Here is a 15277-nt window from a genome sequence, read left to right as displayed (position 1 = left end):
CAGGAATATAGACATGGCAAAACCTGCTGCTCGTCCTCGTAAGAAAGTCAAAAAGACAGTGGTTGATGGCATCGCCCACATCCACGCTTCTTTCAACAACACCATCGTGACCATCACCGACCGTCAGGGCAATGCTTTGTCCTGGGCGACCTCCGGTGGTTCGGGTTTCCGTGGTTCGCGCAAATCCACTCCGTTCGCAGCCCAGATTGCTGCTGAACGTGCTGGTCAAGCTGCGCTGGAATACGGCCTGAAGAACCTCGACGTCAACGTCAAGGGTCCAGGTCCGGGTCGTGAATCCGCCGTTCGTGCACTGAACAGCTGCGGCTACAAGATCGCCAGCATCACCGACGTGACGCCAATCCCGCATAACGGGTGCCGTCCGCCGAAGAAGCGTCGCGTGTAATCAGGAGACAGAAGAATGGCACGTTACATTGGTCCAAAATGCAAACTGTCTCGTCGTGAAGGCACCGATCTGTTCCTGAAGAGCGGCGTTCGCGCTCTGGAATCGAAGTGCAACATCGAAGCAGCCCCAGGTATCCACGGCCAGCGCCGTGGCCGTCAGTCCGACTACGGTACCCAGCTGCGCGAGAAACAAAAAGTCCGTCGTATCTACGGTGTTCTGGAGCGTCAGTTCCGCGGTTACTACCAAGCTGCAGCCTCGAAAAAAGGCGCAACCGGTGAGAACCTGCTGCAACTGCTCGAGTGCCGTCTGGATAACGTCGTCTACCGTATGGGCTTCGGTTCGACTCGTTCCGAATCCCGTCAGCTGGTTTCGCACAAAGCGATCAGCGTCAACGGTAAGACTGTAAACATTCCATCCTACCAAGTTCGTCCGGGTGACGTGGTCGCGGTCCGCGAGAAGTCGCTGGCCCAGCTGCGCATTGTTCAAGCCCTTGAACTGTGCGCCCAGCGTGGCCGCGTTGAGTGGGTTGACGTGGATGCTGCTAAAAAGTCGGGCGTTTTCAAGAACGTTCCTGCTCGCAGCGACCTGTCTGCCGACATCAACGAAAACCTGATTGTCGAGCTCTACTCCAAGTAAGGGCTAGAAAATAGGTGCATCCATGCAGATTTCGGTAAATGAGTTCCTGACTCCCCGCCACATTGATGTGCAGGTAGTCAGTCCGACCCGCGCCAAGATTACGCTCGAGCCTCTCGAGCGTGGTTTCGGCCATACCCTGGGCAACGCGCTGCGCCGCATCCTGTTGTCCTCCATGCCTGGCTGTGCAGTAGTCGAGGCCGAGATCGATGGCGTACTCCACGAGTACTCCGCGATCGAAGGTGTACAGGAAGACGTAATTGAAATCCTGTTGAACCTGAAAGGCCTGGCTATCAAACTGCACGGTCGTGACGAAGTTACGCTGACCTTGTCGAAAAAGGGTTCGGGGGTGGTTACCGCTGCCGATATTCAGCTGGATCACGATGTCGAGATCGTCAACCCCGATCACGTAATCGCGAACCTGGCGTCGAACGGCGCCCTGAACATGAAGCTCACTGTAGCTCGTGGTCGCGGTTACGAGCCGGCTGACTCCCGTCAAACCGACGAAGACGAAAGCCGTAGCATTGGCCGTCTGCAGTTGGACGCTTCGTTCAGCCCGGTGCGTCGTATCGCCTATGTGGTCGAAAACGCCCGTGTTGAACAGCGTACCAACTTGGACAAGCTGGTCATTGATCTGGAAACCAACGGTACCCTTGATCCTGAAGAGGCTATCCGCCGCGCTGCGACCATCCTGCAACAGCAGCTGGCCGCGTTCGTCGACCTCAAAGGTGACAGTGAGCCCGTCGTAGTCGAGCAGGAAGACGAGATCGATCCGATCCTGCTGCGTCCGGTTGACGACCTGGAACTGACTGTACGTTCGGCCAACTGCCTCAAGGCGGAGAACATCTACTACATCGGCGACCTGATTCAGCGTACCGAAGTAGAGTTGTTGAAGACTCCTAACCTGGGCAAGAAGTCCCTGACTGAAATCAAGGACGTCCTGGCCTCTCGTGGTCTGTCTCTCGGCATGCGCCTCGACAACTGGCCGCCTGCAAGTCTTAAGAAAGACGACAAGGCGACCGCCTGATCGTCGTAATCACCGAACGTAGTGTTTGGTAAGGAATGAATCATGCGTCATCGTAAAAGTGGACGTCACCTGAGCCGTACCAGCTCTCACCGCAAGGCTATGTTCCAGAACATGGCAGTGTCGCTGATCGAGCACGAGCTGATCAAAACCACCCTGCCGAAAGCCAAGGAACTGCGCCGCGTTGCCGAGCCGCTGATCACCCTGGCCAAGGAAGACAGCGTTGCTAACCGTCGTCTGGCCTTCGACCGTACCCGTTCGAAGTCCGCTGTTGGCAAACTGTTCAACGACCTGGGCAAGCGTTACGCCACCCGTCAGGGCGGCTACCTGCGCATCCTGAAGTGCGGTTTCCGCGCTGGCGACAACGCGCCTATGGCGTACGTCGAGCTGGTTGATCGTCCGGTCGGCGGTGCTGTAGAAGCTGCTGAGTAAGACGTTCTGTCTGCTACAAAGAACCGGGCCTAGTGCCCGGTTTTTTGTGTCTGCCTGTATTGTTAATTTCTATTGATACAAGTCATGTAATGAATTTGTCCCTGTAACCTTGCTCGGCAATACTCTCTCCAAGCCGATTAGCCGGCGCTTGAAGACCGATAAGGAGAGCCCATGAGCAAGATTCTTACCACCGCCAGCGGTGCACCAGTAGCCGACAACCAGAACTCCCGTTCCGCCGGCCCGCGTGGCCCTCTGTTGCTCGATGACTTCCACCTGATCGAGAAGCTCGCCCATTTCAACCGCGAGAACATTCCTGAGCGCCGCGTGCACGCCAAAGGCTCGGGCGCCTACGGCACCTTTACCGTCAACCGCGATATCACCCACTACACCAGCGCCAAGCTGTTTGAGCAGATCGGCAAGCAAACAGAAACCTTCCTGCGGTTCTCCACTGTCGGCGGCGAACGTGGCTCTGCAGACACCGAGCGCGATCCTCGTGGCTTTGCCGTCAAGTTCTACACCGAGGAAGGCAACTGGGACATCGTGGGTAACAACACGCCGGTGTTCTTCATTCGCGACCCGCTGAAGTTCCCGGACTTTATCCACACCCAGAAGCGCCATCCGCAATCCAACCTGAAGAACGCCCAGATGATGTGGGATTTCTGGTCGCACTCGCCCGAGGCGCTGCACCAGGTCACCATCCTGTTCTCGGACCGTGGTATTCCGGACGGCTATCGCCATATGCACGGCTTCGGCAGCCACACGTACAGCTTGATCAACGCCAAGGGCGAGCGTACCTGGGTCAAATGGCATTTCAAGACCCAGCAAGGTATCAAGAACCTCGCGCCGGCAGATGCTGCACGCCTGGCGGGTACTGACCCGGACTACGCCCAGCGCGACCTGTTCGAAGCCATTGAACGTGGCGACTACCCGCGTTGGACCGTATGCATTCAGGTGATGAGCGAAGCCGAGGCTGCCAGCCGCGACGAGAACCCCTTCGATGTCACCAAGACCTGGTCGCAGAAGGATTATCCGTTGATAGAGGTGGGCGTGCTGGAGCTCAACCGTAACCCGCTCAACTACTTCGCCGAAGTCGAGCAGGCTGCGTTCGGGCCGAGCAACATGGTGCCAGGGGTTGGCCTGTCGCCGGACCGCATGCTGCAGGGCCGTGTATTCGCCTACGCAGACGCACACCGCTACCGTGTGGGCACCAACCACCAGCATTTGCCGGTGAATGCGCCACGCTGCGCAGTCAACAGCTACCAGCGCGACGGCGCCATGGCCACTGGCAGTTACGGTAGTGCACCGAACTACGAGCCCAACAGCTACGCTGAGGCACCGAAGCAGTCGCCACGCCATGCTGAACCCGCGCTGGCCCTGAACGGTTCGGCAGACCGTTACGATCACCGCGAGGACACCGACTACTTCAGCCACGCCGGCGCGTTGTTCCGCCTGATGAGCGATGGGCAGAAGGCACTGCTGATCAGCAACATTGCCGGCACCATGGCAGGTGTCAGCGAAGACGTGATCCAGCGCCAGTTGCAGTACTTCTTCAAGGCTGACCCGGCCTATGGCGAAGGGATTGCCAAGGCGTTGGGCATCAACCTGGCCTGACTCTAAGTGATAAGCAGAACCGCCCTCATTTGGGCGGTTTTTCAATGAATATCACTACTGTTTAACCGATTTTTTGCTTCTGATTGCGCGTTTTTCAGTGACCGCAGGCAAAAGCTGGTTCACACTATGTGGCATAGACGTTTTCACATGGAGAACCAGGGCGATGCAAGGCCACCCAGATGTAATCAACTACCTCGTCACGCTGCTGAAGGGCGAACTGGCGGCACGCGACCAGTACTTCATTCATTCGCGCATGTACGAAGACTGGGGCCTGTCCAAGCTCTATGAGCGCATCAACCACGAAATGGAAGAAGAGACGCAGCACGCCGATGCCCTGATGCGTCGCATCCTCATGCTCGAAGGCACGCCTGACATGCGTGCGGACGACCTGGAAGTCGGCAGCACCGTGCCGGAAATGATCGAGGCTGACCTCAAGCTTGAATACAAGGTGCGTGGCGCCCTGTGCAAAGGCATCGAGCTGTGCGAGCTGCACAAGGACTACATCAGCCGTGACATTCTCCGTGCCCAATTGGCTGATACCGAAGAAGATCACACCTACTGGCTGGAGAAGCAGCAAGGGCTGATCAAGGCCATTGGCCTGGAGAACTACCTGCAGTCGCAGATGTAAGTTATCCACAGCCTCAAGAAAAAGCCCCTGGCACCAACGGTACCAAGGGCTTTTTCATTGCAGCGGCAACACTCAGGCTCGATCCCGCTCCAGCAGCGGTTTCAGGTAGTGCCCGGTATACGACTGTTTCATCTTACACAGCTCTTCGGGCGTACCACAGGCAATGATCTGCCCACCTTTGGAGCCACCCTCCGGTCCTAGGTCCACTAGCCAGTCAGCAGTCTTGATCACATCCAGATTGTGCTCGATCACCACCACGGTGTTGCCGTGGTCGCGCAAACGATGCAGCACGTCCAGCAACTGCTGGATATCTGCAAAGTGCAGGCCTGTGGTGGGTTCATCGAGGATGTACAGGGTCTTGCCGGTATCGCGCTTGGACAACTCGCGTGACAGCTTCACCCGCTGCGCCTCACCGCCAGAGAGTGTGGTCGCCGACTGCCCCAGCTTGATGTACGAAAGCCCCACATCCATCAGCGTTTGCAGCTTGCGCGCCAGCGCCGGTACCGCGTCGAAGAACTCGCGGGCGTCCTCGATGGTCATTTCCAGCACCTCGTGGATGTTCTTGCCCTTGTACTTGATCTCCAGGGTTTCGCGGTTGTAGCGCTTGCTCTTGCACACGTCGCACGGCACGTAGATGTCTGGCAGGAAGTGCATCTCCACCTTGATCAGGCCGTCGCCCTGGCAAGCCTCGCAGCGGCCGCCCTTGACGTTGAACGAGAAGCGCCCCGGGCCGTAGCCGCGTGAGCGCGATTCCGGCACGCCGGAGAACAGCTCGCGGATCGGCGTGAAGATGCCGGTGTAGGTCGCCGGGTTCGAGCGCGGGGTGCGGCCTATCGGGCTTTGGTCGATATCCACCACCTTGTCCAGGTGCTGCAAGCCGTCCATGCTGCTGTGCGGGGCCGCTTCCAGGGTGCTTGCACCATTGAGGGCAGTGGCTGCCAGCGGGAACAGGGTGTTGTTGATAAGGGTCGACTTGCCCGAGCCGGATACCCCGGTCACACAGGTCAGCAGGCCGATCGGGACTTCCAGGTCGACGTTCTGCAGGTTGTTGCCGCGCGCGCCTTTGAGCTTGAGCTGCAGCTTCTTGTTGCGCGGTGTGCGCTTGGCCGGCACGACGATCTTCTTGCGCCCGGACAGGTACTTGCCGGTCAGCGAGTCAGGGTGGTCCATGACCTCCTGCGGCGTGCCCTCGGCGACGATCTGGCCGCCGTGCACCCCGGCACCCGGGCCAATGTCGACCACGTAGTCGGCCAGGCGAATGGCGTCCTCGTCATGCTCCACCACGATCACAGTGTTACCCAGATCGCGCAGGTGGTTGAGGGTGGCCAGCAGGCGGTCGTTGTCGCGCTGATGAAGGCCGATGGACGGTTCATCGAGGATGTACATCACCCCGACCAGGCCAGCGCCGATCTGGCTGGCCAGGCGGATACGCTGCGCTTCGCCACCGGACAGGGTATCGGCACTGCGGTCGAGGGTGAGGTAGTCGAGGCCGACGTTGACCAGGAACTGCAGGCGTTCGCAGATTTCCTTGAGGATTTTTGAGGCAATCTCGCCGCGGCGGCCGGTGAGGGTCAGCTCGCCGAAGTAGTTGCTGGCTTCACCGATCGGCAGGTTGGTCACCGCCGGCAGGGTCTTTTCGCCAACCCATACATGCCGCGCCTCGCGGCGCAGGCGGGTACCGCGGCAATCCGGGCAGGGCTGGGTGCCGAGGAACTTGGCCAGCTCTTCACGCACGGTGGCCGATTCGGTCTCGCGGTAGCGGCGCTCAAGGTTTGGCACGATGCCTTCGAACGGGTGCGAGCGCTTGACGATGTCGCCACGGTCGTTGAGGTACTTGAAGTCGACAGTCTGCTTGCCACTGCCTTGCAGGATGACCTTCTGGTGTTCGGCCGACAGCTCGCCGAACGGTTCTTCCAGGCTGAAGCCGTAATGCGCGGCCAGCGAGCCAAGCATCTGGAAGTAGTACACGTTGCGCCGGTCCCAGCCACGGATCGCGCCTTCGGCCAAGGTGAGTTCGGCATTGACCAGGCGCTTGGTGTCGAAGAACTGTTTGACCCCCAGGCCATCACAGGTCGGGCAGGCGCCAGCCGGGTTGTTGAAGGAGAACAGCTTCGGTTCCAGCTCACTGATGGCATGGCCGCAGACCGGGCAGGCGAAGCGGGCGGAGAAGATCATCTCTTCGCCTTTTTCGTCGTCCATTGGCGCGACCAGGGCGATGCCGTCGGCCAGCTTGAGCGCGGTCTCGAACGACTCGGCCAGGCGCTGCTGCAGGTCGGCGCGGACTTTGAAGCGGTCCACTACCACATCGATGCTGTGCTTCTTCTGCTTGTCCAGCTTGGGCAGTTCATCTAGCTCGAAGAGCTTGCCGTTTACCCGGGCCCGCACAAAGCCCTGGGCGCGCATTTCGTCGAACACCGCCAGGTGCTCACCCTTGCGCTCGCGCACCACCGGTGCCAGCAGCATCAGCTTGGTGCCTTCCGGGCGCTCCAGCACCAGGTCGACCATCTGGCTGATCGTTTGCGCCTCCAGCGGGATATCGTGGTCCGGGCAACGAGGCGTGCCGACGCGGGCATACAGCAGGCGCAGGTAGTCGTAGATTTCGGTGATGGTGCCAACCGTGGAGCGTGGGTTGTGCGAGGTCGATTTCTGCTCGATGGAAATGGCCGGCGACAGGCCTTCGATGGTGTCGACGTCGGGCTTTTCCATCATCGACAGGAACTGCCGGGCGTAGGCCGACAGCGACTCCACGTAACGGCGCTGGCCTTCGGCGTACAAGGTATCGAACGCCAGGGACGACTTGCCGGAACCGGACAGGCCGGTGATCACGATCAGCTTGTCCCGGGGCAGGGTCAGGTCGATGTTCTTCAGGTTGTGGGTCCGTGCCCCACGAATCAGGATCTTGTCCACTGCAGCCTCGCTTGGCGGGCATAAACAAAGAAGTATACGGCGCCCTGCCACTACGCGGCAAAGCGTCGCGTAGATGCCGTCAAGCTGTCGGACTGATAGAATCGCCGCCGGTTCACACGAGGTTAATCCATGCACGACACCCACAACGAGCGCATGAGTGGCGGCGAAACCCGCGCCGCTGGCGGCCTTGCCCTGGTCTTTGCCTTTCGTATGCTGGGCATGTTCATGGTCTTGCCGGTACTGGCCACCTACGGCATGGACCTGGCCGGCGCCACGCCAGCGCTGATCGGCCTGGCCATCGGTGCCTATGGCCTGACCCAGGCGGTACTGCAGATCCCGTTCGGCATGATTTCCGACCGCATCGGCCGTCGCCCGGTGATTTACCTGGGGCTGGTGATCTTTGCCCTGGGCAGTGTGCTGGCGGCCCAGGCCGATTCCATCTGGGGGGTGATCGCCGGGCGCATCCTGCAGGGCGCCGGGGCGATTTCTGCCGCCGTCATGGCGCTGCTGTCCGACCTCACCCGCGAGCAGCACCGGACCAAGGCCATGGCCATGATCGGCATGAGCATCGGCCTGTCGTTCGCCGTCGCCATGGTCGTCGGCCCATTGCTGACAAGTGCCTTTGGTTTGTCAGGATTGTTCCTGGCCACGGCCGGGCTTGCCCTGGTTGGCATCCTGTTGGTCGCCTTTGTAGTGCCCAACACGCACAGCATTTTGCAGCACCGCGAGTCGGGTGTGGCACGCCAGGCCATCGGCCCGACTCTGCGCCATCCGGACCTTCTGCGCCTGGACGTGGGCATTTTTGTTCTGCACGCCATTCTCATGGCCAGCTTCGTCGCATTGCCACTGGCCTTTGTCGAGCGCGGGGGGCTGCCCAAGGAGGAGCACTGGTGGGTCTACCTGACCGCGCTGTTCATCTCATTTTTTGCAATGGTCCCGTTCATCATCTACGGCGAAAAAAAGCGCAAGATGAAACGCGTGTTGGCCGGTGCGGTCAGTGTCCTGCTGCTGACAGAGATATACTTCTGGGAGTGGGCTGACGGTTTGCGCGGACTGGTGATTGGCACCGTGGTATTCTTTACCGCATTCAACCTGCTGGAGGCTTCGCTGCCTTCGCTGGTCAGCAAGGTGTCGCCTGCCGGTGGCAAGGGGACGGCGATGGGGGTTTATTCCACCAGCCAGTTCCTTGGCGCTGCCTTGGGAGGAATCCTCGGTGGCTGGTTGTTCCAGCACGGTGGGCTGAACATGGTGTTCCTCGGTTGCGCGGTACTGTGTGCCATCTGGTTGGTCGTCGCGTTGCGCATGAACGAGCCACCCTATGTGACCAGCCTGCGCATGCCGCTGACGCCAGAGGCAGTCCGGGAAGCCGGCCTGACCAAGCGCCTGATGGCCGTGCCGGGTGTGACCGACGCCGTTGTGGTGGCTGAAGAAGCCGCCATCTATATCAAACTGGATACGAAAATTTTGGACCGTACGACCCTCGAGCGCCTGGTGAACCCGGCCTCTTCGGCGTGCGAAGCCTAGGAGAACGTTATGGCCCGTGGGGTTAACAAAGTCATTCTGGTCGGCACCTGTGGCCAGGATCCCGAAGTCCGCTACCTGCCCAACGGTAACGCCGTGACCAACCTGAGCCTGGCTACCAGCGAGCAGTGGACCGACAAGCAGTCGGGCCAGAAGGTCGAGCGTACCGAGTGGCACCGTGTGTCGCTGTTCGGCAAGGTTGCCGAAATCGCCGGCGAGTACCTGCGCAAGGGTTCGCAGTGCTACATCGAAGGCAAGCTGCAGACCCGCGAGTGGGAAAAAGACGGTATCAAGCGCTACACCACCGAGATCATCGTCGACATCAACGGCACCATGCAGCTGCTTGGCGGCCGTCCTCAGGGCCAGCAGCAAGGCGGCGACCCGTACAATCAGGGTGGCGGTAATTACAACCAGGGTGGCGGCCAGCAGCAACAGTACAACCAGGCTCCGCCTCGCCAGCAGGCCCAGCGCCCGCAACAGGCCCCTCAGCGCCCAGCGCCCCAGCAGCCTGCGCCGCAGCCGGCCGCTGACTTCGACAGCTTCGATGACGATATTCCGTTCTGATTCGAGCGGTCAGGCGTCAAGCAAAACCACAAACCCAGGGCAGCTGCCCTGGGTTTTTTTATGCGTGAACTCAGGCATCGCCATCCAGCGCTGCCTGGGCAAACTGCGCGTCCAGCTCTGGCGTTGCGCCGCTGATGCCGATGCCACCGATATGCTGGCCGTCGCCGTCGATGATCGGCAAACCGCCGCCCAACAGGGTGAAGCCTGGCAAGGACGCGTAGGGATTGGCTGGTAGTGCCGCGCTGCGGTCCGCCAGCGAGCTGGAGGAAAGCGGAAAGCGGGCAGAAGTCGAGGCCTTGAGTTGCGCGACCTGGATGCTGCCGCTGCTGGTGCCGTCCATGCGGTGGAAGTGCTTCAGGTTGCCATGGCTGTCGACGATGCTGATGACGATGGCATGACCGTGGGCACGGGCTGCGCGCTCGGCGTTGGCGGCCATTGTTCGGGCGGCTTCGGAAGTGATGGGGGACGTAGGCGTGGTTTTCGCAGGGTCAGCCAGCGACGGTGCCGCCAGTAATAGCGAGACCATCAAGAGTGTGACGCGGCTGCAGTTCTTGTTCATGTGAGCACCATCCCTAGGATTTTTCGCGAAGCTAGCAAGCGACAGTCACCCTTGGATGTAGTCCGTTTCTGAAGTTGACGTGGGGCTAGTGCCTGGCAGAGGGTTTTTTTTGCTTTTAGTTACATGTCAGGCAATGAAGTGGGCCGCTAGGTACTCAGGCAACCACAAGCCATGCACCAACAGCATCGCCCCTGACCCAGGTCATCGCACGTTTCGGATTCTTGACTAGTCTTACCTGTTGGCGGCCGTCAAAACCGCCACCGTGACTACCAAGAGGCGCCGGCAATGTTCCGCGCGTCCACCACCTGATCAGGAGTGCACGATGGACCTCAACCGTCGGCAATTCTTCAAGGTCGCCGCCGTCGGCCTTGGAGGCTCGAGCCTGGCGGCGTTGGGCATGGCCCCGACGCCGGCATTCGCCGAGCAGGTGCGTCACTTCAAGCTGGCGCACACGAAAGAAGCTCGTAACACCTGCCCCTACTGCTCGGTCGGCTGTGGCCTGATCATGTACAGCCAGGGCGATGCGGGCAAGAACGTCAAACAGAGCATCATTCATATTGAAGGTGACGCCGACCATCCGGTCAACCGCGGCACTCTGTGCCCGAAAGGCGCCGGCCTGCTGGACTTTATCCACAGCCCAAGCCGCCTGCAGTACCCCGAGGTACGCAAGCCGGGCAGCAAGGAGTGGGTGCGGGTGAGCTGGGACGAGGCGCTCGACCGCGTCGCCGACCTGATGAAGCAGGACCGCGACGCCAACTTCATCGAGAAGAACGCCCAGGGGCAAACGGTCAACCGCTGGCTTACCACCGGTTTTCTTGCTGCCTCCGCCGCCTCCAGCGAGGCTGGCTACCTGACCCACAAGGTCGTCCGCGCAACAGGCATGCTGGGGTTCGATAACCAGGCACGTGTCTGACATGGCCCGACGGTGGCAAGTCTTGCCCCGACGTACGGCCGTGGCGCCATGACCAACCACTGGTCCGATATCGCCAACGCGAATCTGGTCCTGGTGATGGGTGGCAACGCAGCAGAAGCGCACCCGTGCGGCTTCAAATGGGTGACCGAGGCCAAGGCGCACAACAAGGCGCGGCTGATCGTGGTCGACCCACGGTTTACCCGTACCGCTTCGGTGGCGGACTACTACGCGCCGATCCGTACCGGCACCGACATCGCCTTCATGGGCGGGCTGATCAATTACCTGCTGAGCACCGACAAGATCCAGCACGAATACGTGCGCAACTACACCGATGTGTCGTTCATCGTCAAAGAGAGCTATGGCTTCGAGGACGGGCTGTTCAGCGGCTACGACGAGGCCAAGCGCGTGTATGCCGACAAGTCCGGCTGGGGTTACGAGCTGGGTGACGACGGTTTTGCCAAGGTCGACCCGACGCTGCAGCACCCGCGTTGCGTGTTCCAGCTGATGAAGCAGCATTACAGCCGCTACACCCCGGAACTGGCGAGCATGATCTGTGGCATGCCACAGGACGCCATGATGAAGGTCTGGGAAGAGATCGCCACCTGCTCGGTACCGGGCAAGACCATGACGATTCTCTATGCACTGGGCTGGACGCAACACTCGATCGGTGCGCAGATCATCCGCAGCGCGGCCATGGTCCAACTGCTGCTGGGCAACGTCGGCATGCCAGGTGGCGGCGTCAATGCCCTGCGCGGGCATTCCAACATCCAGGGCCTGACCGACCTCGGCCTGCTGTCCAACTCGCTGCCGGGTTACCTGACCCTGGCTGGCGATGCCGAGCAGGACTACGCCACCTACATCGACAAGCGCGCATCCAAACCGCTGCGCCCGGGGCAACTGTCGTACTGGCAGAACTACGGCAAGTTCCACGTCAGCCTGATGAAGGCCTGGTACGGCGCCAACGCCACGGTAGAAAACAACTGGGGTTATGACTGGCTGCCCAAGCTCGACGTGCCTGCCTATGACGTGCTGCGCATGTTCGAGATGATGAGCCAGGGCAAGGTCAACGGCTACGTGTGCCAAGGCTTCAACCCGATCGCTGCGTTGCCGGACAAGAACCGCGTGACAGCGGCGTTAGGCAAGCTCAAGTGGCTGGTGATCATGGACCCGTTGGCTACCGAGACCTCGGAGTTCTGGCGCAACGCCGGGCCATTCAACGATGTCGATACGGCCAGTATCCAGACCGAAGTGATCCGCCTGCCCACCACCTGCTTCGCCGAGGAGGACGGCTCCCTGGTCAACAGCAGCCGCTGGCTGCAGTGGCACTGGAAGGGCGCCGACGGCCCGGGCGAAACCCGCACCGACGTGCAGATCATGAGCGAGCTGTTCCTGCGCATGCGCCAACGCTACCAGGCGGAGGGCGGCGCCTACCCTGACGCGATGATGAACATCAGCTGGCCGTACAAGATTCCCGAAGAGCCATCCCCGGAGGAATTGGCCAAAGAGATGAACGGCTGGGCAGTCACCGACCTTACCGACGCCACCGGCGCCTCGCTCAAAACCGGCCAGCAGCTGTCGGGCTTCGGGCAGTTGAAGGACGATGGCAGCACCGCGTCCGGCTGCTGGATCTTCGCCGGCAGCTGGACCGAGCAGGGCAACCAGATGGCCCGTCGTGACAACAGCGACCCCTACGGCATGCATCAGGTGCAGAACTGGGCCTGGGCCTGGCCGGCCAACCGCCGCATCCTCTACAACCGTGCCTCCAGCGACCCGCAAGGCAAGCCGTGGGACCCGGAGAAAAAGCGCCTGGTGTGGTGGAACGGCAAGGCCTGGACCGGCACCGACGTGCCGGACTTCAAGGTCGACTCGCCACCGGAAGCGGGGATGAACCCGTTCATCATGAACCCCGAGGGCGTGGCGCGTTTCTTCGCCATCGACAAGATGGCCGAAGGCCCGTTCCCCGAGCACTACGAGCCATTTGAAACGCCGATCGGCATCAACCCGTTGCACCCGCAGAACAAGAAGGTGGTCAGCAACCCGGCCGGGCGCATCTTCGACTCGGTGTGGGATACCCTCGGCACCCACGACGAGTTCCCCTATGCGGCGACCACCTACCGGCTGACCGAGCACTTCCACTTCTGGAGCAAGCATTGCCGGCTCAACGCCATTGCTCAGCCCGAGCAGTTTGTCGAGATCGGCGAGGTGCTGGCCAATGAGAAAGGCATCAAGGCCGGCGACCGGGTGCGGGTGTCGAGCAAGCGCGGGCATATCGATGCGGTGGCGGTGGTGACCAAGCGGATTCGCCCGCTGCAGGTCAACAACCAGACCGTGCACCAGATCGGCATCCCGTTGCATTGGGGCTTCACCGGTGCAACGCGGCATGGCTACCTGACCAACACCCTGGTGCCATTCCTGGGTGACGGCAACACGCAGACGCCGGAGTCCAAGTCGTTCCTCGTCAAAGTGGAGAAACTCTGATGGCCAGCCAAGACATCATCGCCCGCTCGGCCACCACCACTGTACCGCCTTCGGTACGCCAGCAGCAGGAAGTCGCCAAGCTGATCGACACCACCAAGTGCATTGGCTGCAAGGCCTGCCAGGTGGCGTGCTCGGAGTGGAACGAACTGCGTGACGAGGTCGGCCACAACCACGGCACCTACGACAACCCCCAGGACCTCACTGCCGAGACCTGGACCCTGATGCGCTTCACCGAGCACGAGCGCGACGACGGCAACCTGGAGTGGCTGATCCGCAAGGATGGTTGCATGCACTGCGCCGACCCAGGTTGCCTGAAGGCCTGCCCGAGCCCGGGGGCAATCATCAAGCACGCCAACGGCATCGTCGACTTCAACCAGGACCACTGCATCGGTTGCGGCTACTGCATCACCGGCTGCCCGTTCAACATCCCGCGCATCTCGCAGAAGGACCACAAGGCGTACAAGTGCACCCTGTGTTCCGACCGCGTGAGCGTGGGCCTGGAGCCGGCCTGCGTGAAAACCTGCCCGACCGGGGCGATCGTGTTCGGCAGCAAGGACGAAATGAAGGTGCATGCCGCCGAGCGCATCGTCGACCTGAAGTCGCGCGGTTACGACAACGCCGGGCTGTACGACCCGGACGGGGTCGGCGGCACCCATGTGATGTACGTGCTGCACCATGCCGACACGCCGAGGCTGTACGCCGGCCTGCCGGACCAGCCGGTGATCAGCCCGCTGGTGGGGCTGTGGAAGGGCTTCACCAAACCGCTGGCGCTACTGGCCATGGGCGCGGCGGTGCTGGCCGGGTTCTTCCACTACGTGCGGGTTGGCCCGCAGCGGGTAGAGGAGGACGAGCACCCCACGCCGCCCGATGGCAGCGTGCACCAGGTAGACCCGGCGGTGCATGTCTACGATCCGAAGCAGCCCGGTGGGCAAGGGGAGCAGCGGCCATGAACGACAACAAACCCATCCTGCGCTACAACGCCAATGAGCGGACCAACCACTGGATCGTTGCCATCCTGTTCTTCATGGCCGGGCTTTCCGGGCTGGCGCTGTTTCACCCGGCGCTGTTCTGGTTAAGCCATCTGTTCGGCGGTGGGCCGTGGACGCGCATCCTGCACCCGTTCATGGGTGTGGCGATGTTCGTGTTTTTCCTCGGCCTGGTGTTCCGCTTCTGGCGTGCCAATTTCATCACCGCCAACGACCGCCTGTGGTTGCGTCGCATTGATCGGGTGATGGTCAACAGCGAAGACGGCGTGCCCCCCATCGGTAAATACAACGCCGGGCAGAAACTGCTGTTCTGGACGTTGTTGCTGTGCATGCTGGTGTTGTTGATCAGCGGCGTGGTGATCTGGCGGGCCTATTTCAGTCATTTCTTTGACATAGGCTCGATTCGCCTGGCATCGCTTGCCCACGCACTGGCGGGCTTCGTGCTGATCCTCAGCATCATCGTGCACATCTATGCCGGCATCTGGATCAAGGGCTCGATCGGCGCCATGCTGCATGGCTGGGTCAGTCGTGCCTGGGCGCGCAAGCACCATGCGTTGTGGTACCGCGAAGTGACCGGCGACAAGACGCCGGCCGATCACGGACGAAAAGAAGGATGAA

Annotated in this window: 13 protein-coding genes; 11 read left to right on the top strand and 2 right to left on the bottom strand. The window is 61.1% G+C overall.

Annotated elements, in window-relative coordinates; translation table 11 throughout:
• Positions 1–13: 13 nt before the first annotated feature.
• The 6 genes from rpsK to bfr all read left to right on the top strand — a co-directional run bounded on the left by rpsK (position 14) and on the right by bfr (position 4731).
• On the top strand, positions 14–403 hold the full coding sequence (rpsK, locus tag ABI582_RS21485) for a 30S ribosomal protein S11 (RefSeq protein ID WP_003255454.1): 390 nt from the start codon (positions 14–16) through the stop codon (positions 401–403).
• Between the two features lie 15 nt (positions 404–418).
• The gene (gene rpsD, locus ABI582_RS21480) at positions 419–1039 is read left to right on the top strand and encodes a 30S ribosomal protein S4 (protein WP_012270238.1); all 621 of its coding nucleotides are present in this window, start codon (positions 419–421) and stop codon (positions 1037–1039) included.
• 22 nt (positions 1040–1061) lie between these two features.
• On the top strand, positions 1062–2063 hold the full coding sequence (locus ABI582_RS21475; protein WP_003255452.1) for a DNA-directed RNA polymerase subunit alpha: 1002 nt from the start codon (positions 1062–1064) through the stop codon (positions 2061–2063).
• A gap of 42 nt (positions 2064–2105) precedes the next feature.
• Positions 2106–2492, top strand: coding sequence for a 50S ribosomal protein L17 (rplQ, locus tag ABI582_RS21470; protein WP_003255451.1), 387 nt, complete (start codon positions 2106–2108; stop codon positions 2490–2492).
• A 171-nt stretch (positions 2493–2663) separates the two neighbouring features.
• Complete coding sequence (locus tag ABI582_RS21465) at positions 2664–4103, top strand: catalase (RefSeq protein WP_338745917.1); 1440 nt, start codon at positions 2664–2666, stop codon at positions 4101–4103.
• Between the two features lie 163 nt (positions 4104–4266).
• Positions 4267–4731: a bacterioferritin gene (gene bfr, locus ABI582_RS21460; RefSeq protein WP_003257116.1), complete on the top strand. Its 465-nt coding sequence runs from the start codon at positions 4267–4269 to the stop codon at positions 4729–4731.
• Between the two features lie 72 nt (positions 4732–4803).
• On the opposite strand, the gene uvrA is transcribed toward bfr, so the two are convergent.
• Positions 4804–7638, bottom strand: a complete 2835-nt coding sequence (gene uvrA / locus ABI582_RS21455) for an excinuclease ABC subunit UvrA (RefSeq protein WP_442120224.1) — start codon at positions 7636–7638, stop codon at positions 4804–4806.
• A 129-nt stretch (positions 7639–7767) separates the two neighbouring features.
• Here uvrA and ABI582_RS21450 point away from each other — a divergent pair, with 129 nt between their 5' ends.
• Together ABI582_RS21450 and ABI582_RS21445 are read left to right on the top strand one after the other, a co-directional pair.
• Entirely contained in the window at positions 7768–9162 is a 1395-nt protein-coding gene (locus tag ABI582_RS21450; RefSeq protein ID WP_442120223.1) for an MFS transporter, read from the top strand.
• Between the two features lie 9 nt (positions 9163–9171).
• Entirely contained in the window at positions 9172–9723 is a 552-nt protein-coding gene (locus ABI582_RS21445) for a single-stranded DNA-binding protein (RefSeq protein ID WP_016497749.1), read from the top strand.
• Between the two features lie 70 nt (positions 9724–9793).
• Here the strand turns inward: ABI582_RS21445 and ABI582_RS21440 are convergent, their stop codons facing one another.
• Positions 9794–10282: a GlcG/HbpS family heme-binding protein gene (locus tag ABI582_RS21440; RefSeq protein WP_442120222.1), complete on the bottom strand. Its 489-nt coding sequence runs from the start codon at positions 10280–10282 to the stop codon at positions 9794–9796.
• A 322-nt stretch (positions 10283–10604) separates the two neighbouring features.
• Here ABI582_RS21440 and fdnG point away from each other — a divergent pair, with 322 nt between their 5' ends.
• From fdnG to ABI582_RS21425, 3 genes are read left to right on the top strand one after another with little or no spacing between them, the layout of a single operon-like run.
• The gene (gene fdnG / locus ABI582_RS21435; protein ID WP_442120221.1) at positions 10605–13673 is read left to right on the top strand and encodes a formate dehydrogenase-N subunit alpha; all 3069 of its coding nucleotides are present in this window, start codon (positions 10605–10607) and stop codon (positions 13671–13673) included.
• Positions 13673–14623, top strand: coding sequence for a formate dehydrogenase subunit beta (fdxH, locus tag ABI582_RS21430; protein ID WP_338745922.1), 951 nt, complete (start codon positions 13673–13675; stop codon positions 14621–14623). The genes fdnG and fdxH overlap by 1 nt, the downstream gene beginning before the upstream one ends.
• Complete coding sequence (locus ABI582_RS21425; protein WP_442120220.1) at positions 14620–15276, top strand: formate dehydrogenase subunit gamma; 657 nt, start codon at positions 14620–14622, stop codon at positions 15274–15276. Before fdxH ends, ABI582_RS21425 begins: the two co-directional genes overlap by 4 nt.
• Position 15277 lies beyond the last annotated feature (1 nt).

It is taken from the genome of Pseudomonas sp. SAS7 (assembly GCF_052112345.1).
Lineage (GTDB): Bacteria > Pseudomonadota > Gammaproteobacteria > Pseudomonadales > Pseudomonadaceae > Aquipseudomonas > Aquipseudomonas putida_Q.
The sequence above is the reverse complement of the archived record's forward strand: the minus strand, read 5'-3'. Positions and strand labels throughout refer to the sequence as shown.

What these genes read in the sequence shown, in the direction of transcription:
- ABI582_RS21445 (WP_016497749.1), top strand. Translation starts at nt 9,172, where the DNA reads ATGGCCCGTGGGGTTAACAAAGTCATTCTGGTCGGCACCTGTGGCCAG.
- rpsD (WP_012270238.1), top strand. Translation starts at nt 419, where the DNA reads ATGGCACGTTACATTGGTCCAAAATGCAAACTGTCTCGTCGTGAAGGC.
- fdxH (WP_338745922.1), top strand. Translation starts at nt 13,673, where the DNA reads ATGGCCAGCCAAGACATCATCGCCCGCTCGGCCACCACCACTGTACCG.
- bfr (WP_003257116.1), top strand. Translation starts at nt 4,267, where the DNA reads ATGCAAGGCCACCCAGATGTAATCAACTACCTCGTCACGCTGCTGAAG.
- rpsK (WP_003255454.1), top strand. Translation starts at nt 14, where the DNA reads ATGGCAAAACCTGCTGCTCGTCCTCGTAAGAAAGTCAAAAAGACAGTG.
- ABI582_RS21475 (WP_003255452.1), top strand. Translation starts at nt 1,062, where the DNA reads ATGCAGATTTCGGTAAATGAGTTCCTGACTCCCCGCCACATTGATGTG.
- ABI582_RS21425 (WP_442120220.1), top strand. Translation starts at nt 14,620, where the DNA reads ATGAACGACAACAAACCCATCCTGCGCTACAACGCCAATGAGCGGACC.
- ABI582_RS21465 (WP_338745917.1), top strand. Translation starts at nt 2,664, where the DNA reads ATGAGCAAGATTCTTACCACCGCCAGCGGTGCACCAGTAGCCGACAAC.
- ABI582_RS21450 (WP_442120223.1), top strand. Translation starts at nt 7,768, where the DNA reads ATGCACGACACCCACAACGAGCGCATGAGTGGCGGCGAAACCCGCGCC.
- ABI582_RS21440 (WP_442120222.1), bottom strand. Translation starts at nt 10,282, where the DNA reads ATGAACAAGAACTGCAGCCGCGTCACACTCTTGATGGTCTCGCTATTA.
- rplQ (WP_003255451.1), top strand. Translation starts at nt 2,106, where the DNA reads ATGCGTCATCGTAAAAGTGGACGTCACCTGAGCCGTACCAGCTCTCAC.